Source organism: Paenibacillus sp. FSL H7-0940, assembly GCF_037979415.1.
In the GTDB taxonomy this organism is placed as follows: Bacteria; Bacillota; Bacilli; order Paenibacillales; family Paenibacillaceae; genus Paenibacillus; species Paenibacillus amylolyticus.
The window spans coordinates 5,320,487-5,338,898 of sequence record NZ_CP150280.1 but is presented as its reverse complement, the minus strand read 5'-3'; the positions used below and the strand labels follow the sequence as shown (position 1 = coordinate 5,338,898).

At 48.1% G+C, this 18,412-nt stretch carries 9 protein-coding genes, 17 tRNA genes and 3 rRNA genes; 25 read left to right on the top strand and 4 right to left on the bottom strand.

Features of this window, described 5'->3' with window-relative positions; genetic code table 11:
- The first annotated feature begins 139 nt into the window (after positions 1-139).
- From MHB71_RS23525 to MHB71_RS23415, 23 genes are all read left to right on the top strand, one after another.
- On the top strand, positions 140-1,360 hold the full coding sequence (locus MHB71_RS23525) for an ornithine--oxo-acid transaminase (RefSeq protein ID WP_340027848.1): 1,221 nt from the start codon (positions 140-142) through the stop codon (positions 1,358-1,360).
- Entirely contained in the window at positions 1,350-2,315 is a 966-nt protein-coding gene (gene rocF, locus MHB71_RS23520; protein ID WP_340027847.1) for an arginase, read from the top strand. Before MHB71_RS23525 ends, rocF begins: the two co-directional genes overlap by 11 nt.
- A 616-nt stretch (positions 2,316-2,931) precedes the next feature.
- Positions 2,932-4,484: ribosomal RNA gene (locus tag MHB71_RS23515) — 16S ribosomal RNA — on the top strand.
- 311 nt (positions 4,485-4,795) lie between these two features.
- Positions 4,796-7,721: ribosomal RNA gene (locus MHB71_RS23510) — 23S ribosomal RNA — on the top strand.
- 78 nt (positions 7,722-7,799) lie between these two features.
- Positions 7,800-7,916, top strand: a 5S ribosomal RNA gene (gene rrf, locus MHB71_RS23505).
- Together the 16S, 23S and 5S rRNA genes with 17 tRNA genes alongside form the textbook arrangement of a ribosomal RNA operon.
- Before the next feature lie 59 nt (positions 7,917-7,975).
- A tRNA-Ile gene (locus tag MHB71_RS23500) sits at positions 7,976-8,049 on the top strand.
- 33 nt (positions 8,050-8,082) lie between these two features.
- Positions 8,083-8,158: transfer RNA gene (locus tag MHB71_RS23495), tRNA-Ala, on the top strand.
- A gap of 1 nt (position 8,159) precedes the next feature.
- A tRNA-Asn gene (locus MHB71_RS23490) sits at positions 8,160-8,235 on the top strand.
- A 3-nt stretch (positions 8,236-8,238) separates the two neighbouring features.
- Positions 8,239-8,330, top strand: a tRNA-Ser gene (locus MHB71_RS23485).
- Positions 8,331-8,344: 14 nt separating this feature from the next.
- Positions 8,345-8,416 (top strand) — tRNA-Glu (locus MHB71_RS23480).
- 6 nt (positions 8,417-8,422) lie between these two features.
- Positions 8,423-8,498: transfer RNA gene (locus MHB71_RS23475), tRNA-Val, on the top strand.
- A gap of 16 nt (positions 8,499-8,514) precedes the next feature.
- Positions 8,515-8,588, top strand: a tRNA-Met gene (locus tag MHB71_RS23470).
- Positions 8,589-8,613: 25 nt separating this feature from the next.
- Positions 8,614-8,691 (top strand) — tRNA-Asp (locus tag MHB71_RS23465).
- A gap of 23 nt (positions 8,692-8,714) precedes the next feature.
- Positions 8,715-8,790: transfer RNA gene (locus MHB71_RS23460), tRNA-Thr, on the top strand.
- 98 nt (positions 8,791-8,888) lie between these two features.
- A tRNA-His gene (locus tag MHB71_RS23455) sits at positions 8,889-8,964 on the top strand.
- Between the two features lie 11 nt (positions 8,965-8,975).
- Positions 8,976-9,050 (top strand) — tRNA-Gln (locus MHB71_RS23450).
- 9 nt (positions 9,051-9,059) lie between these two features.
- A tRNA-Lys gene (locus MHB71_RS23445) sits at positions 9,060-9,135 on the top strand.
- A gap of 9 nt (positions 9,136-9,144) precedes the next feature.
- A tRNA-Leu gene (locus MHB71_RS23440) sits at positions 9,145-9,231 on the top strand.
- A gap of 8 nt (positions 9,232-9,239) precedes the next feature.
- Positions 9,240-9,314, top strand: a tRNA-Gly gene (locus MHB71_RS23435).
- A gap of 6 nt (positions 9,315-9,320) precedes the next feature.
- Positions 9,321-9,397: transfer RNA gene (locus MHB71_RS23430), tRNA-Arg, on the top strand.
- Positions 9,398-9,413: 16 nt separating this feature from the next.
- Positions 9,414-9,487 (top strand) — tRNA-Pro (locus MHB71_RS23425).
- A gap of 12 nt (positions 9,488-9,499) precedes the next feature.
- Positions 9,500-9,570, top strand: a tRNA-Gly gene (locus tag MHB71_RS23420).
- Positions 9,571-9,754: 184 nt separating this feature from the next.
- The gene (locus MHB71_RS23415; RefSeq protein ID WP_340027846.1) at positions 9,755-10,360 is read left to right on the top strand and encodes a short chain dehydrogenase; all 606 of its coding nucleotides are present in this window, start codon (positions 9,755-9,757) and stop codon (positions 10,358-10,360) included.
- Positions 10,361-10,583: 223 nt separating this feature from the next.
- Here MHB71_RS23415 and MHB71_RS23410 read toward each other — a convergent pair whose 3' ends face one another.
- The 4 genes from MHB71_RS23410 to MHB71_RS23395 all read right to left on the bottom strand — a co-directional run bounded on the left by MHB71_RS23410 (position 10,584) and on the right by MHB71_RS23395 (position 15,820).
- On the bottom strand, positions 10,584-11,633 hold the full coding sequence (locus MHB71_RS23410) for an ABC transporter substrate-binding protein (protein ID WP_340027845.1): 1,050 nt from the start codon (positions 11,631-11,633) through the stop codon (positions 10,584-10,586).
- A gap of 94 nt (positions 11,634-11,727) precedes the next feature.
- Positions 11,728-13,410 carry an AraC family transcriptional regulator gene (locus MHB71_RS23405; RefSeq protein WP_340027844.1) on the bottom strand — a complete coding sequence of 561 codons (1,683 nt, stop codon included), beginning with the start codon at positions 13,408-13,410 and terminating at the stop codon, positions 11,728-11,730.
- A gap of 493 nt (positions 13,411-13,903) precedes the next feature.
- A complete protein-coding gene (locus tag MHB71_RS23400; RefSeq protein WP_076319606.1) occupies positions 13,904-14,764 on the bottom strand; it encodes a hypothetical protein in 861 nt (286 codons plus the stop codon).
- A 147-nt stretch (positions 14,765-14,911) separates the two neighbouring features.
- Positions 14,912-15,820, bottom strand: a complete 909-nt coding sequence (locus MHB71_RS23395; protein WP_036672999.1) for a LysR family transcriptional regulator — start codon at positions 15,818-15,820, stop codon at positions 14,912-14,914.
- A 358-nt stretch (positions 15,821-16,178) separates the two neighbouring features.
- Here MHB71_RS23395 and MHB71_RS23390 point away from each other — a divergent pair, with 358 nt between their 5' ends.
- Both MHB71_RS23390 and MHB71_RS23385 read left to right on the top strand, forming a co-directional pair.
- Positions 16,179-17,195, top strand: a complete 1,017-nt coding sequence (locus tag MHB71_RS23390) for an ABC transporter ATP-binding protein (RefSeq protein ID WP_340027843.1) — start codon at positions 16,179-16,181, stop codon at positions 17,193-17,195.
- Positions 17,196-17,265: 70 nt separating this feature from the next.
- Positions 17,266-18,339, top strand: a complete 1,074-nt coding sequence (locus MHB71_RS23385; RefSeq protein ID WP_339190239.1) for an ABC transporter substrate-binding protein — start codon at positions 17,266-17,268, stop codon at positions 18,337-18,339.
- The last annotated feature ends 73 nt before the right edge of the window (positions 18,340-18,412 follow it).

Genomic DNA, 18,412 nt, shown 5'->3' with positions numbered 1-18,412 from the left:
ATGGATAAAGGATTGGATTCGAGAAAGGCTTGGATTAGGCTGGAGTGGAAAAAGAGAGATGTAGTCGTAAATAGCGATGGCATCGCATACATTGTTATTGTATTTTGTATACAATATTTTGGAAAGGTGTTGGGTGTGTATGTCAGATTCCAAAATGTTAATTGATTGGTCGGAGCGTTATGCTGCACCTAATTATCATCCGCTCCCAATTGTAATTGAACAGGCGGAAGGGGTATGGGTGGAAGACCCTGAAGGCCGCCGTTATATGGATATGTTAAGTGCATACTCTGCATTGAATCATGGTCATAGACATCCTGTGATCATACAGGCGCTCAAGGATCAGGCAGATCAGGTTACGCTGACATCACGGGCATTCCACAGCAGCTCCGCTTCTCTTTTTTATCAGAAACTCTCACAATTCACGGGGAAATCGAAGATTCTCGCCATGAATACAGGAGCGGAAGCGGTGGAGACTGCGGTGAAGGCGGTACGTAGATGGGCTTATCGTTGCAAAGGTGTACCGGAAAATCAAGCCGAAATCATCGTATGCTCTGGTAACTTTCATGGAAGAACTCTGACGGTTACCTCTTTTTCTTCTTCAGCGGAGTATAAAAAAGATTTTGGACCGTTCACACCTGGATTCCGGATTATTCCCTATGGAGATATTGAAGCGCTGAAGCAGGCCATTACACCAAATACGGCTGGTTTTCTTGTAGAGCCTATTCAGGGCGAAGCTGGAATCGTTATCCCGCCTGATGGATATTTGGCAGAAGCTTTTGCTCTGTGTAAGAGCCAGCAGGTGTTGACTGTATCTGATGAGATCCAGACCGGATTTGGCAGAACAGGTCGCCGTTTTGCCTCCGACTGGGAAGGGGTTGAACCGGACATCTGGATTATGGGCAAAGCGCTGGGGGGAGGAGTCATGCCCATCTCGGCTATCGCTGCTGATGCGGAGATACTTGATTTGTTTGAGCCAGGGTCTCATGGTTCTACGTTTGGGGGTAACCCACTCGCCTGCGCCGTAGCTATAGCAGCTCTGAAAGTTCTTGAAGATGAGAAGCTTGCTGAGCGATCTGAGCGTCTGGGGAACTATTTTATGAAAAGACTTCGAGATATTCGCAGTTCAGCCATACGGGATATTCGGGGGAAAGGCTTATTTATTGGTGTTGATCTGCATGAACCAGCCCGCCCTTATTGTGAGCGTTTGATGTCTGTTGGACTGCTGTGTAAAGAAACACATGAGACAACCATTCGATTTGCCCCACCACTGACGATTAAAGAGTCCGAGATTGACTGGGCACTGGAGAGAATTGAGCAGGTATTGATCACCAATGAGGGAGCTGACCTACATGAAAAATGATGATGATGTCCATGGTGGAATAAAAGATACTTCTATTGATACAAGTCAAACATCTGTGCGGCGTAATATTGCTATCATTAAGGTTCCTTTTGGACTCGGTGGAGCAAGAGGTGGAGCAGAGTTGGGGCCAGATGAATTGATTACAGCTGGACTGAAGCGGGAGATTGCGAGTCTTGGGCTAGTGCTTTCCAAAGAAGTGCGGGTAGATTGTCCTTCTGAACCGGCTGCCCCTATTGAGAGAAATCGTGTAAAACACTTAAATGAGGTACGTCAGGTCAGTGAGAAGGTGTGTAGTGAAGTATCAGGTGCAGTAGAGGAGGGGGCTTTCCCACTTGTGCTTGGGGGAGATCATAGTGTAGCGATTGGTACTTTTGCCGGTCTAACAGCGCACTATTCGAATTTGGGTGTGATCTGGTTTGATGCGCATGCAGACTTGAATACGGAAGAACGCAGCTTGTCCGGTAATATGCATGGGATGAGTGTGGCTGCATCCTTGGGGCATACTGCATTCAATCTGTCGCACATTGCTGGAGCGGGCGCGTTTATTGATCCGTCCAACTTGGTCTATATTGGTCTGCGTGATCTGGATGAGTATGAGAAAGAGCAGATTAAGGGACTGGGAATCCGAGCATTTACGATGCATGATATTGACCGGATGGGAATAAAGCAAGTTATTGAGGAAGCAATAGCTACAGCGGGAAAAGGGACAGATGGTATTCATGTCAGCTTTGACATGGATTGTCTGGATCCGCGGGAAGCTCCGGGTGTGGGAACCCCAGTACCTGGTGGTCTGAATTACCGAGAGGCACATTATGCATTGGAGATACTTGCTTCCACAAAACAAGTTACGTCGATGGAACTGGTTGAGGTGAATCCGTTGTTTGATCATAATAGACATACGGCACGACTTGGCGTGGAACTGATCGCTTCGTTACTTGGTAAGCGCATATTGTAAGCACTGAGAAGTGAAACGGAATATGTAAGCTGTGCCCAAGGAATATACTTTATTATCTATTATAGAAGGAAAGAAAACTGAGATCTCCGAAAACCAGGGCTAGTCACAATCAATTGTTCACTGCAATCGCAGTGGAAGTGGCTTCCCTGGTTATGTTTAATGGACATGTATATTAGAAGCACCGTAATAAGGATGCTGAGAGTGATTTCTATAATACAGGAGCGTCAGATTACATATTGTGCTGATGATGTGGGTTGATTATCATTTTTGAAAAAAGACTTGCAATTGAAATCTGTACATGATATATTCTAATTCCGGCCAAGAAAACACGGTTTACACGGTGCGGCAAGCGAATGAAATAAGCTTCGAAAGAAACTTAAAAAAAGAGCTTGCAAAGTTGGTTCGGACATGATATAATATAAGAGTTACTGAATAGAACAATATTTAGTAACGAAACAAGTTTGATCTTTGAAAACTGAACAACGAGTGAGTAAACATTCTGCTTGCAGAATGAACGCGAAAGTTTGAGACAAGCCTTGGCTTGAATCGACTGGAGCACAAATGAGATTTTTAATCTCGTCAGATTCAAAATGAGCTTATCGCTCTTTTCAATACTTTATTGGAGAGTTTGATCCTGGCTCAGGACGAACGCTGGCGGCATGCCTAATACATGCAAGTCGAGCGGACTTGAAGAGAAGCTTGCTTCTCTGATGGTTAGCGGCGGACGGGTGAGTAACACGTAGGCAACCTGCCCTCAAGTTTGGGACAACTACCGGAAACGGTAGCTAATACCGAATAATTGTTTTCTTCGCCTGAAGAGAACTGGAAAGACGGAGCAATCTGTCACTTGGGGATGGGCCTGCGGCGCATTAGCTAGTTGGTGAGGTAACGGCTCACCAAGGCGACGATGCGTAGCCGACCTGAGAGGGTGATCGGCCACACTGGGACTGAGACACGGCCCAGACTCCTACGGGAGGCAGCAGTAGGGAATCTTCCGCAATGGGCGAAAGCCTGACGGAGCAATGCCGCGTGAGTGATGAAGGTTTTCGGATCGTAAAGCTCTGTTGCCAGGGAAGAACGCTTGGGAGAGTAACTGCTCTCAAGGTGACGGTACCTGAGAAGAAAGCCCCGGCTAACTACGTGCCAGCAGCCGCGGTAATACGTAGGGGGCAAGCGTTGTCCGGAATTATTGGGCGTAAAGCGCGCGCAGGCGGTCATTTAAGTCTGGTGTTTAATCCCGGGGCTCAACCCCGGATCGCACTGGAAACTGGGTGACTTGAGTGCAGAAGAGGAGAGTGGAATTCCACGTGTAGCGGTGAAATGCGTAGATATGTGGAGGAACACCAGTGGCGAAGGCGACTCTCTGGGCTGTAACTGACGCTGAGGCGCGAAAGCGTGGGGAGCAAACAGGATTAGATACCCTGGTAGTCCACGCCGTAAACGATGAGTGCTAGGTGTTAGGGGTTTCGATACCCTTGGTGCCGAAGTTAACACATTAAGCACTCCGCCTGGGGAGTACGGTCGCAAGACTGAAACTCAAAGGAATTGACGGGGACCCGCACAAGCAGTGGAGTATGTGGTTTAATTCGAAGCAACGCGAAGAACCTTACCAGGTCTTGACATCTGAATGACCGGTGCAGAGATGTACCTTTTCTTCGGAACATTCAAGACAGGTGGTGCATGGTTGTCGTCAGCTCGTGTCGTGAGATGTTGGGTTAAGTCCCGCAACGAGCGCAACCCTTATATTTAGTTGCCAGCACTTCGGGTGGGCACTCTAGATAGACTGCCGGTGACAAACCGGAGGAAGGTGGGGATGACGTCAAATCATCATGCCCCTTATGACCTGGGCTACACACGTACTACAATGGCCGGTACAACGGGCTGCGAAATCGCGAGATGGAGCCAATCCCAACAAAGCCGGTCTCAGTTCGGATTGCAGGCTGCAACTCGCCTGCATGAAGTCGGAATTGCTAGTAATCGCGGATCAGCATGCCGCGGTGAATACGTTCCCGGGTCTTGTACACACCGCCCGTCACACCACGAGAGTTTATAACACCCGAAGTCGGTGGGGTAACCGCAAGGAGCCAGCCGCCGAAGGTGGGATAGATGATTGGGGTGAAGTCGTAACAAGGTAGCCGTATCGGAAGGTGCGGCTGGATCACCTCCTTTCTATGGAGAATCGTTTCCCGAGTGGAAACATTCAAATACGCAGCTTAGCTGCAAAACACTCACTCGTTGTTCGGTTTTGAGAGCTCAAACTCTCAAAACAGCTTGCTTTTGCATGGAGCTTGTTCTTTGAAAACTAGATATCGAAACGAAACAAACGCGAATTAGAACATTCCTTTTTAGCTGAACTTGTGTTAAACAAGTTTCAATAAAAACGGTAGTCAAATTGCTTTTGTGATGGTATCGGGTGAGAGCGACTTTTGGCTTTGCGCAAGCAAAACAAGGGAAGCGAGCGACCGAAACCGGAACAAAATGGTTAAGCTACTAAGAGCACACGGAGGATGCCTAGGCGCTAGGAGCCGATGAAGGACGTGGCGAACAACGAAACTGCCTCGGGGAGCTGTAAGCAAGCTTTGATCCGGGGGTGTCCGAATGGGGAAACCCAGCTGGGGTAATTTCCAGTTACTCATAACTGAATACATAGGTTATGCAGAGGCATACCAGGGGAACTGAAACATCTAAGTACCCTGAGGAAGAGAAAACAATAGTGATTCCGTCAGTAGCGGCGAGCGAACGCGGAGAAGCCCAAACCAGAGAGCTTGCTCTTTGGGGTTGTGGGACGTCTCACATGGAGTTACAAAGGAACCGGTTAAGCGAAGAGGTCTGGAAAGGCCCGCCAAAGAAGGTAAAAGCCCTGTAGTTGAAAGTTGGTTCCCTCCGAGACGGATCCCGAGTAGTGCGGGGCACGTGAAACCCCGTATGAATCCGGCAGGACCATCTGCCAAGGCTAAATACTTCCTAGCGACCGATAGTGAAGCAGTACCGTGAGGGAAAGGTGAAAAGCACCCCGGAAGGGGAGTGAAATAGAACCTGAAACCGTGTGCTTACAAAAAGTCAGAGCCCGTTTTAGGGGTGATGGCGTGCCTTTTGTAGAATGAACCGGCGAGTTACGTTCCCGTGCAAGGTTAAGGTGAAGAGCCGGAGCCGCAGCGAAAGCGAGTCTGAATAGGGCGATGTAGTACGTGGACGTAGACCCGAAACCGGGTGATCTACCCCTGTCCAGGGTGAAGGTGCGGTAACACGCACTGGAGGCCCGAACCCACGCATGTTGAAAAATGCGGGGATGAGGTGGGGGTAGCGGAGAAATTCCAATCGAACTCGGAGATAGCTGGTTCTCCCCGAAATAGCTTTAGGGCTAGCCTCGGAAAACAGAGTCGTGGAGGTAGAGCACTGATTGGGTGCGGGGCCCGCAAGGGTTACCAAGCTCAGTCAAACTCCGAATGCCATAGACTTACTTCCGGGAGTCAGACAGTGAGTGCTAAGATCCATTGTCAAAAGGGAAACAGCCCAGACCATCAGCTAAGGTCCCCAAGTGTGTGTTAAGTGGGAAAGGATGTGGAGTTGCACAGACAACCAGGATGTTGGCTTAGAAGCAGCCATCATTGAAAGAGTGCGTAATAGCTCACTGGTCGAGTGACTCTGCGCCGAAAATGTAACGGGGCTAAACACACCACCGAAGCTATGGCTTGATGCTTTGCATCAGGGGTAGGGGAGCGTTGTATAAGGGTTGAAGGTGTACCGTAAGGAGCGCTGGACATTATACAAGTGAGAATGCCGGTATGAGTAACGAAAAGATCAGTGAGAATCTGATCCGCCGAAAGCCTAAGGGTTCCTGAGGAAGGCTCGTCCGCTCAGGGTAAGTCGGGACCTAAGGCGAGGCCGAAAGGCGTAGTCGAAGGACAACAGGTCGAAATTCCTGTACCACCGTAAGCCGTTATGAGCAATGGGGGGACGCAGTAGGGTAGTGACGCGGACTGATGGATGTCCGTCTAAGCAGTAAGGCTGATGTGTAGGCAAATCCGCACATTGTAAGGCTGAGCTGTGATGGGGAGCGAAAATTATAGTAGCGAAGGTCATGATCTCACACTGCCAAGAAAAGCCTCTAGCCAGGTGATGGTGCCCGTACCGCAAACCGACACAGGTAGGCGAGAAGAGTATTCTAAGGCGCGCGGAAGAACTCTCGTTAAGGAACTCGGCAAAATGACCCCGTAACTTCGGGAGAAGGGGTGCCCCGGTAGTGTGAATAGCACGAGGGGGCCGCAGTGAAAAGGCCCAAGCGACTGTTTAGCAAAAACACAGGTCTGTGCGAAGCCGTAAGGCGAAGTATACGGGCTGACGCCTGCCCGGTGCTGGAAGGTTAAGGGGAGTGGTTAGGAGCAATCCGAAGCTGTGAACCGAAGCCCCAGTAAACGGCGGCCGTAACTATAACGGTCCTAAGGTAGCGAAATTCCTTGTCAGGTAAATTCTGACCCGCACGAATGGCGTAACGACTTGGGCGCTGTCTCAACGAGAGATCCGGTGAAATTTTAATACCTGTGAAGATGCAGGTTACCCGCGACAAGACGGAAAGACCCCATGGAGCTTTACTGCAGCTTGATATTGAATTTGGGTACGATCTGTACAGGATAGGTGGGAGCCTTTGAAACGTGAGCGCCAGCTTGCGTGGAGGCAACGTTGGGATACCACCCTGATCGTATCTAGGTTCTAACCTGGTACCGTAATCCGGTGCGGGGACAGTGTCAGGTGGGCAGTTTGACTGGGGCGGTCGCCTCCTAAAGAGTAACGGAGGCGCCCAAAGGTTCCCTCAGAATGGTTGGAAATCATTCGAAGAGTGCAAAGGCATAAGGGAGCTTGACTGCGAGACCTACAAGTCGAGCAGGGACGAAAGTCGGGCTTAGTGATCCGGTGGTACCGCATGGAAGGGCCATCGCTCAACGGATAAAAGCTACCCTGGGGATAACAGGCTTATCTCCCCCAAGAGTCCACATCGACGGGGAGGTTTGGCACCTCGATGTCGGCTCATCGCATCCTGGGGCTGAAGTAGGTCCCAAGGGTTGGGCTGTTCGCCCATTAAAGCGGTACGCGAGCTGGGTTCAGAACGTCGTGAGACAGTTCGGTCCCTATCTGTCGTGGGCGTAGGAAATTTGAGAGGAGCTGTCCTTAGTACGAGAGGACCGGGATGGACGTACCGCTGGTGTACCAGTTGTTCCGCCAGGAGCACCGCTGGGTAGCTATGTACGGACGGGATAAACGCTGAAAGCATCTAAGCGTGAAGCCCCCCTCAAGATGAGATTTCCCAGTATGTAAGACCCCTTGAAGACGACGAGGTAGATAGGCTGGGGGTGGAAGTGCAGCAATGCATGGAGCTGACCAGTACTAATCGGTCGAGGGCTTATCCAATAGCAAGTTGTAATTCGCATGTTTCGTTTCGAATCTAGTTTTCAGAGAACGATCTCTGAATGTAAGCTATGCTATGCGTTTGGTGGCGATGGCGGAGGGGTTCCACACGTACCCATCCCGAACACGACCGTTAAGCCCTCTAGCGCCGATGGTACTTGGACCGCAGGGTCCTGGGAGAGTAGGACGCCGCCAAGCGATTTCCCTTTGGGGTATTTTTTTTGCCCCCCTTGCCAAGGAATAAGGGATATATATTAGGGCCCTTAGCTCAGTTGGTTAGAGCGCACCTCTGATAAGGGTGAGGCCGGTGGTTCGAGTCCACCAGGGCCCATAGCAAGACCACAACAAGAAATACACAGTGTATGGGGCCATAGCTCAGCTGGGAGAGCGCCTGCCTTGCAAGCAGGAGGTCAGCGGTTCGATCCCGCTTGGCTCCACCATTCCCTGATAGCTCAGTTGGTAGAGCACTCGACTGTTAATCGAGTTGTCACAGGTTCGAGCCCTGTTCGGGGAGCCATATGGAGAGGTGTCCGAGCTGGCCGAAGGAGCACGATTGGAAATCGTGTAGGCGTCACAAGCGTCTCGAGGGTTCGAATCCCTCTCTCTCCGCCAGATATTTTTAGCAAGGCCCGTTGGTCAAGGGGTTAAGACACCTCCCTTTCACGGAGGTAACAGGGGTTCGAATCCCCTACGGGTCATATTATGGAGGCTTAGCTCAGCTGGGAGAGCATCTGCCTTACAAGCAGAGGGTCGGGGGTTCGATCCCCTCAGCCTCCACCATATAACTTTATAATGACGCGGGGTGGAGCAGCCCGGTAGCTCGTCGGGCTCATAACCCGAAGGCCGCAGGTTCAAATCCTGCCCCCGCAATTAACTTTCCTTGAGAAAGTGATCTGGAACCGTGGTGTAGTTGGCCTAACATGCCTGCCTGTCACGCAGGAGATCGCGGGTTCGAATCCCGTCGGTTCCGCCATTTTTTAATTAAATATACACCGTGCCGGTGTAGCTCAACTGGTAGAGCAACTGACTTGTAATCAGTAGGTTGGGGGTTCAAGTCCTCTCGCCGGCACCATTTTTTAGTATTTACATCTGAATTTGTGATAGAATGTATATTACAAGTAAAATTGTTAATACTAAGATACTCTTAGTGGATGAATGGCTTACTCTATGGCGGTCGTGGCGAAGTGGTTAACGCACCGGTTTGTGGATCCGGCATTCGGGGGTTCAATTCCCCTCGATCGCCCCATGATTTTTTAATGGGGATTAGCCAAGCGGTAAGGCAACGGACTTTGACTCCGTCATGCATAGGTTCAAATCCTATATCCCCAGCCATTTCATTACGAGTCATTAGCTCAGTTGGTAGAGCACCTGACTTTTAATCAGGGTGTCGAAGGTTCGAGCCCTTCATGACTCACCATTATATTTTGCGGTCGTGGCGGAATTGGCAGACGCGCACGGTTCAGGTCCGTGTGGGCTAACCCCCGTGGAGGTTCGAGTCCTCTCGACCGCACCATATGTTTTGCGGAAGTGGCTCAGCGGTAGAGCATCGCCTTGCCAAGGCGAGGGTCGCGGGTTCGATTCCCGTCTTCCGCTCCAATATTTGCGCCCTTAGCTCAGCTGGATAGAGCGTTTGACTACGAATCAAAAGGCCGGGAGTTCGAATCTCTCAGGGCGCGCCATTATTCTCATAAGTATCGGGATGTAGCTCAGCTTGGTAGAGCACCTGGTTTGGGACCAGGGGGTCGCATGTTCAAATCGTGTCATCCCGATTTTTTTTATTTGCGGGTGTAGTTCAATGGTAGAACTTTAGCCTTCCAAGCTAATAGCGTGGGTTCGATTCCCATCACCCGCTTCCTAGTAACATATAGAAGAGCCTTTGCTTATAGCAAAGGCTTTTTTTGTGTTAAAAAGAATAAGTGTAATTTATTTAAAATAGGGTCAATTGTCATTTGATTAAGGATGGAATCTTTGTTTAAATAAATAGAACAATTCGTATCTGATTAACCGTATTTATTTATAAAGGAGGACAAACAGTAATGAAAAGAGCTCTGGTCATTGGTGGAAACGGAACATTAGGTAAAGCCGTTGTTGCGAAACTGAGAGATTATTCCATTGAGGTTATTACAGCAGGTAGACAATCCGGGGATGTTCAGGTGGATATGACGTCGACAGAGAGTATTACTACCCTCTTCGAAACGGTGAGAAATATTGATTACGTCATTGTGGCGGCGGGCCAGACCCATTATGCGAAACTCGAAGAACTGACACCTGAGAACAATATGATTAGTGTGCAGGGTAAACTGCTTGGACAGGTCAATATCGTATTGATTGGACAGCACTATATTAACGACAAGGGGAGTTTCACGCTGGTCAGTGGCATTATACAAGACCACCCTATTGAGCAAGGTGCATCAAGTGCTATGGTCAATGGGGCTATTGATTCGTTTGCCAAAGCGGCAGCGTTTGAGTTACCAAGAGGCATTCGTTTGAATTCGGTTAGTCCTAATCTGTTTGTAGAGTCTGCGGAAAAATATAAGGATTTCTTTATTGGATTTAATCCTGTACCTGTAGAGAAAGTGGCTAATACGTTTATCCAGAGTGCACTTGGGATTGAAACAGCCCAAAATTTCAAAATATATTAAAAGCCGGAAAGTTATATATGATTTTGATGATTACCTATCCCTAATTAATTGCAGGATGAGAAAGGTGTACATGAAATACATTTAGCTGTTAAGCATGTAGAATGATTTTTCATGAAACAGAACTGAATGAGGCCATTTGAAATATTAAATAAAAAGGAGATCCACCGAAAATCCGGTGAATCTCCTTTTGTTTGTTGTGAATGAAACAGAGGTATATTGACTATTATGGAGCAGGTAGCCCAAGAACTTCGAGCATTTCATTACGTTTGAGCGATTCGGCAATGGGGCCGTCAATGAGCCATTTCTTAGCATTGAGGACATAGACATGACCATTTTGAACAGCAGGTAGGCTTTTCCATACTTGGAGTTGCTGGATTTCATTGAGTTCATCTTTTGTTTTTTGCAACGCTTCAGCTGACCCATCTGAGCTAATGGACACGATAAACAGATAGTCTGCTTTGATTTCAGGCAAAAATTCTACCGAGATACTGGCATTCATCCGATCCGGGTTCTCTGCCTCGAGTTTGGTAACGAGAGCATCGGGAGTGAATCCAACCTCATAACCCGCTCCTACATAACTGGAAGCTGGAAATGGCGTGGATGGAATGGAAGAGAAGAACAAACGCATATCCTTCTCTTCCAGGCGCAGGAATGCAGCTGTAGGTTTGGTCTTGGTGATATCGGCTGCGAGCTTCTGAGCTTCAGTTACTTGGTCTTTATTTTTTTGTAAAAGCTGTTCAGCCCGCTCTTCAATATCTAGCGCAGTAGCTACCTGTACGATAGATTCCTGCCAATTACGGCGATCATAAGTGATCGTAGGCGCGATCTTCTCGAGTTGTTCGAGAATTTTGGCATCCAAACTGGCATTGGCAATAATGAGGTCCGGGTTGGCGCTGACTACAGCTTCAAAATTGACACTTTCATTGATGGGTTCGACATCCACGCCTTGAGCTTCAAGTTGCTCATTCAGGTAATCTTGCCGACCAATAGGTGTAGCAAGTACCAGTGGTACCTCCAAGGAGAGGAGAATGTCCTCCATATTAATGGACACAATCCGTTCGGGATGTGCCGGGATTTCTTTGCTGCCACTGGCGCTCTCCACGGTCTTAGTAGCTGATTCAGTGGATGAGTCGCCATCTGTCCCCGCAGCTGATTTTACGCCATCTGCAGATGGCTGCGAAGTGCTTGCAGGTGTCTGCCCACACGCAACAAGTAACATGGCGAGTATGAACATGATCCCCGTTATTTTGACATAATGCTGTTTGTACATCATAATCCCCCTGTGTTTCTAATGATATTGATTCTCAGTATACTTTATATTGTAGCGGTCTCATGTTGAGGGAGACATAGCCTTCTGTGCTATCCGGTCATGGATTAATGTGCTGAGTCCCACCAAAAAGTTTCAGGGTTTCATCGATGATCTGATCATGGGCATATGGTGAATAATCCAACCAAGGCATTTCATCAAGCAGATATACATGTTGGTTCTGCACAGGCATCAAATCTTGCCATAGCTGAGTATGTTGTAGTTTATGCCAACGTTGCTGGGATTCTGAGTCCTGGTCCACAATCAGTAACATGCGATCTCCAACCATTTGAGGCAACTCCTGTTCATCCAATGCACGATAGACTTGCCCCGGAAGCAGATCGTGTGAAGGGGACACGCCCAGGTCGTTATATAGAACAGCGCCCCCATTGCGTCGCCCGTAGATTAACAGATGACCCATCATGATATGAATAATGGAGACCGTATCCTTACCGATTAAATGAGTAAGCTGCTCTTTGGCTTGGATTACCTTGTCATCGTACTGCTCCAACCATTGCTGAGCATCTTGTTGCTGTCCCACAATGGAGGCAACTTGTACGAAGTGTTCCCGCCAGCTCAATCCTTTCCATGGAATAACGATGGTAGGCGCAATTCGCTGCAGTGTTCTTTTTAACGTATGGGCTTCGTACTCATTACAGAGTATGAGGTCCGGGCTCGCTTGCATCAACAACTCAACGTTGGTTTGCCAGATATGAGGATTCATTCGTTTGCTACGCCCCAGATGATAAGGGATATTGGAGAAAAAAAGATTCCTGTGTTGATCCCGTCGGTTATCGATCAATGCCGCATGGGGGATGATCTGCAATGCCAGCAGATGGCCAGTGGTTCCGAAGGAGAGAGTAGCAATTTTACTGCGTTTCTGCCGTTGATAGGTAGAGGGAGACACGCCAACATATTTTTTGAATTTGCGACTAAAGTAAAACTCGTCCTGAAAACCAACCTGTGAGGCGATATGTTTGATGGTTTGGCCGGGGACGAGCAGCATCTCTTTGGCCCGGTCCATGCGGATGTTATTCACGTATTCCATGGGACTGATGCCAGTGCTGTTTTTGAATACCCGCGAATAGTGCCATACACTCATGCCTGCCACTCCGGCAAGAACTTCCCGAGAAAGATGCTCAGCATATCCAAGCTCAATAAGTTCAAGCGTTTGATCCAAAGCAGAGGTGTGTTCGGAATCTCCTATTGCACTTTCTTTGGGAGGAGCATACACATGGGTCAACAATTCATGCATCAAAGTCTGAATACGAAATGGACGATTTTCTTGAGGTACAGAGATGCATTCATAGAGCTGGGAGGCAATTCTGGTACATTCCTGAAAAAGTTCATGCGGTAATTCATCAGCGTAAGATGAACGAAGTAACCCTTTTTGGTAAATCTCCCTTACAGTAGAGCCGGAAGTAGCTTTATTGATATCGGAGAGAGGCTTCAACATATCAAAATATATCGCGATGCCCTGTAAAGGATGAACCTCATCCGTTGTATATTCTATCGCTGTTCCTGGCAGGATCAGATACATCTTGCCGAGTGTGGCATGATTCAGTCTGTGCCCAATACGAATATCGGCTTCACCACCAGTACAGATGAGCAGAAGATGTGAGTCCGCTAATACGAATGGGGCAAGAAAAGACGCTTGATCGAGAACTTCGGATGTCTTGAATCTTGCATATAGGTCACGGGTATGGTCACCGTTAGATATCAGTGGAAAGACTTGCAAAGTCACCAGAATCCCTCCTTAACTTACGATAGTAACATTACATATGATGTATTTGAGAATAATTATCAATTATCGCATATTGTCATTCAAATAAGAAGTCCATTATGTATAAGTCGAACTATCATTTAAACGAGAACGTAGAGGACAGAAATAATATGAGGAAGCGAAGCGTGCGTCTAAAAGCTTTCTGAAAGAAAGCTGCATCGGAAGCATAGGTTATTCCTGGATTTCCACCTTTTAAAGACTAATTAAAAAAACTTGGGATAACAGCGATCGGAAGGTTGTTCGATCATCTGAGTGGTAGTGGAGAGAATACGAAGGAGGTTTCAGGGCTTCTAGTTTGTTACAGAGGGTAGGCAGATAGATGTTTTGTTAAAGCATGGAATTACACGATATATATAATCCATGGCATTCATTAATTCACTACGCAAAAAAAGACAAGCCCTCTCCTACGATGTCCGCGGGAAGAGGAACTTGTCTTTTTAATTAGAGCTTGCGATTAGTATCTTTCCAGAATCGTCTGTGTTTTCAAGCCATCAGCCGGAATCAGCCAGTTGTTGTTCTCCAGTAATTGCAGTAGTTGGGTACGGAGTCCGGATACGGCTACAGCATCATCGGTTTTGAAAGAAACCTCTACGATATTCTCAATACCTGTACCTGCTGCGTCACGGATCGGCCATACTTCGAGTGTAAGCTCTTGACCACTCCATGTACCTTCATATCGTTGGAATGTGATTGGACCATATGCACGGGATTGAGTCAATTGCTGCTTGCCCCAGTTGGAGGCAGACCAGTTTTTCAATTTGCCCGGAAGCTTGTCCAGTAACATGTTCAAGGCTTCTTGCTGGGAAGGAAGTTGGACTCCTGTCGCTTTGGTATCGACTTTTTTGGTGTTGGAGAAGCTCAGCGTCTGTTTGCCGTATCCCCAATCAATTTCAGCCTCGTAGTTATCATCCGATTTATCAAATCCCTCTTGGTTAGCCAGAGTCAGCGCTGCGTTGATATCGCCATTGATCACAGGGTAGCGTTTTTTATAAGTCAATTCGTAGTTATTTTTATCATCCTTTTTGCGAAAACGAACGTTCCATCCTTGTTGATCCAATCCGAGAGCATTGGTGTCGAAGTACTCTACGTTAATATTTCTTGGCGTGGAATTTAGGCCGAGTGTCTGGATCACTTCACTGCGTGGTGTCCCATCTGTATTCAATACAAGTTCCGGCTTGGCCAGAAACTTTACTTCATATGCAGGAACGGCATTGGCAGCAGCTGAAGCCTGGGGTGCTCCCAGAAATGTCATTCCACTTCCCAATGTTACGATGCTCAGCATCAATGAGGCGGTTACCTTTTTCCACTTTTTCAAAACCAATCACTCTCCTAATCTGGATTAACGTACAGATCCCACTTTATCGCCCGAATATATGAAAGCGATTAAAGGGAAGCGCACATTGCGTTAACCCTGCATAGATTTGATGAATGGCAAACGATAGTTTATAGCGGATCAGGGCAATCAGCCATGGAAAATGGGGAAGCCGTGACTCACCTCTCGCAGCACTTCTTTGAAGCGGTTTACCTGAACGGAAGGGTGGCGATCCTTGTTATGTACAGTATAGATATGGCGCGGTGCCTGCTCTCCCGGAATTGGAAGAACTTGAATGAGCCCGTGCTGTTCCTCCCACTGTACCGCCATCCGAGACATGAATGAGACATGCCCCCCGATTAACACGAGCTGTTTGATCGCTTCCAGGGAATCCATCTCCACGGTACTCCGCAAACGAATATCATGTTGCGCAAGCCATTGATTGGTTAGCCGCCGTGTACTGGATTCATTGCCATGTAAGGCAAAAGGAATCTGCGCGATATGATCAGGTGTTAATGTATCCTTCTGTGCCAACCCATGCTGCGGAGAACAGATCAGTACCAGGTCGTCTTCACATAACGTCTCAGCTTGCAGGGCGGGTCCAACAAATGGCTCGGAAGAGATCACCCCCAGATCAATCTGATGACGAATTAACATCTCGCGAATAACAGGTGACGGTTTGACGGATAAGACGATACGAATGCCCGGGAATTCTTGAGAAAAGGTATTGAGTATGGTGGGCAGCAAATATGTAGCCGGTACATAGCTTGCTCCAATGTGCAGGGTGCCCCGATAGAGACTGTCATATTCCTTCACTACCCGCCTTGCCTCTTGGGTCAGAGCATTGATTTTGACGGAATAATGGAGCAGAGCTTGTCCGGCCTCCGTTAGAAAAGTCTTTCCACTACGCGATTCGAATAATCGCACGCCCATCTCTTCCTCCAATGACTTCATATGAAATGTAACGGTAGGTTGCTTGATCCCCAGTAACTCGGCCACGCTTGTCATGTGATGATGTTTGTCGATCAGTTCAACAATTTGTAATTTGATCAGATTCAATGTCCCGACACTCCTCTCACTTCTACTATATAAATTGAACTAAAGATTATTTACACAGACACTACGATGACAGAACAACCTTCCAATCGCTGTTATCCCCAGATTTTTTGATTCCCTTTTCTTAAAGGGAAAATCCGGTGATAAAGGCGAACGCTTCGCTTTTTCAGGTTTTTTCTGTCCTCTCCGTTATCGTGCAAATGATTAGTTCACCTACTATAGATTTAATCTATGAACATCAACAGAATTCATCTAAAAAGTTAATTCCAATTTTACATACAAGACATACAACTCGCGAAAGCGGACGTTAGACTGAGAACAGTGCAAGAGATTAAGTAACAGAAGACAGGCAGGGATGCTTATGAAATTAGAGATAACAGGAATTCAAAAATCATTTAATCAAACACCCGCACTGCTGCCGACAGATCTAACGCTGGAGCATGGAAAGTTCACGACCCTGCTCGGCCCATCGGGCTGTGGCAAAACAACACTGCTTCGCATGTTGGCCGGGCTGGAACAGCCGGACGCGGGGGAGATTCGTGCAGATGGTCAGTGTATCTACTCTGCGGCGAAGCGGATTGATATACCAACACACAAGCGTAATCTGGGCATGGTGTTTCAGGATTTTGCATTATGGCCGCATATGACCGTATACGAAAATGTTGCGTTTGGCCTGAAGGCCGGAAAACAGAAATCTGATCTGCGGCAAAAGGTGAACGAAGCGCTTGGCATGGTTCGCCTGCAAGGCATGGAAGATCGATATCCTCATCAGCTGTCTGGTGGACAGCAGCAACGGGTTGCTTTTGCCAGAGCCGTAGCGGTCAGACCTGGTGTGATCCTGTTCGATGAACCACTGAGCGCACTGGATGCTGTACTCCGGGAAGAGATGCGGATTGAGATGATGTCACTGGTTCGGGACATGGGATTGACTGCGCTGTACGTCACACATGATCAGATTGAAGCGATGTCGATGTCAGATGAGATTGTGGTGATGCAGAAGGGGCGGATATTGCAAAAGGGAAGCCCGGAAACGATCTACTCGGCGCCAAGTGATCCGTATGTCGCTTCGTTTATCGGAAAGTCCAACTGGCTCACGCCTAATCAATCGATGGTGCGTCCAGAGCATGTCACCTGGAACAAAACAGGTCATGATGATCTGTATTATCCGGGGACGGTACTTAGTGTCAGCTATGTAGGTGAACGATATGAAGTACGAGTGCAGATGGAAGGGCTGGGCATATGGACAGCCTATATGAACCAAAGGGTGCGCGTAGGGGAGCGGGTGCAGCTCTATGTAACCCCTGAGCGGATATGCCGAATGGACGGTTATGACCACCCGAGTATGAAGCAGAACGAAGCGATCGCAGTGGCATATTAGATTGTTGAACAAGCACGCAGTTGGAAGCAGAAGTACACATTTTATAAGAAACCAGGGGAGATGGACGAATATGTTGGGTATGAACACACGAAAAAAGAGCGCAATGCTGTTATTGACAGCGGTAATGAGTATCAGTTTGTTCGGATGTAGTACAGGGAACTCGACCACAGGCAACGCGGCACAACCCGCGGGCGAAGGAAACACGGCAGCAGCGGCGGAAACAACGAAACCAGCTGGCGGCAAGCTTGTCTTGTACAGTGCTGGTCCACAGAAGCTGGCGGATAACATCGTGAGCGGATTTACGGACAAAACGGGAATTGAAGTCGAGATGTTCCAGGGAACGACAGGCAAAATTCTGGCTCGTATGGAAGCTGAGAAATCCAATCCGGTTGCAGACGTTGTAATCCTGGCTTCTTTACCTTCCGCACAGGCTCTGAAAGCCGATGGACTGACTATGCCTTACCCTGAAGCAGCCAATGCAGACAAGCTGAACAAGGACTGGTCGGATGCAGAGGGCAACTATTTCAGCAGCAGTGCTTCCGCACTGGGTATTGTGTATAACACCAAACTGGTATCTACACCACCAACAAGTTGGGCAGAGCTTGCTACACCTGCATGGAAAGATGCAGTGAACATTCCGGACCCTACATTATCAGGTTCAGCACTCGACTTCATCACAGGCTACCTGAGCGCGAACGGTGAAAAAGGTTGGGATCTGTTGAGTGCCTATAAAGCCAATGGTGTAGCGATGGCAGGCGCCAATCAGGAAGCACTTGATCCGGTCATTACGGGTGCCAAAAGCATCGTAGCAGCAGGTGTGGACTACATGGCGTATTCCTCTAAGGCAAAAGGCGAACCACTGGATATCGTATATCCTGAGGAAGGCACGGTAATCAGCCCAAGACCGGCAGCGATTCTGAAATCCAGTCCAAATGTAGAAAATGCCAAAGCGTTCATTGACTACCTGTTGTCCGATGAAGCACAGAAGCTTGTTGCAGATGCTTATCTGATTCCGGGCCGCGAAGACATTGAAGCGACTAACCGTGCCAATGTGAAGGATATTCCACAACTTAAAGTGGATTGGAACTGGATGAGTGAACATGGCGAAGAGACAGCGGCACGTTTTTCCGAGACTTTTAAGTAAGAAGAACAAGGATAGAGACAACTAGGCAAAAGGAATACCTGCTGTCTGTGGAAAGTCATGTGAGGTGAACGTA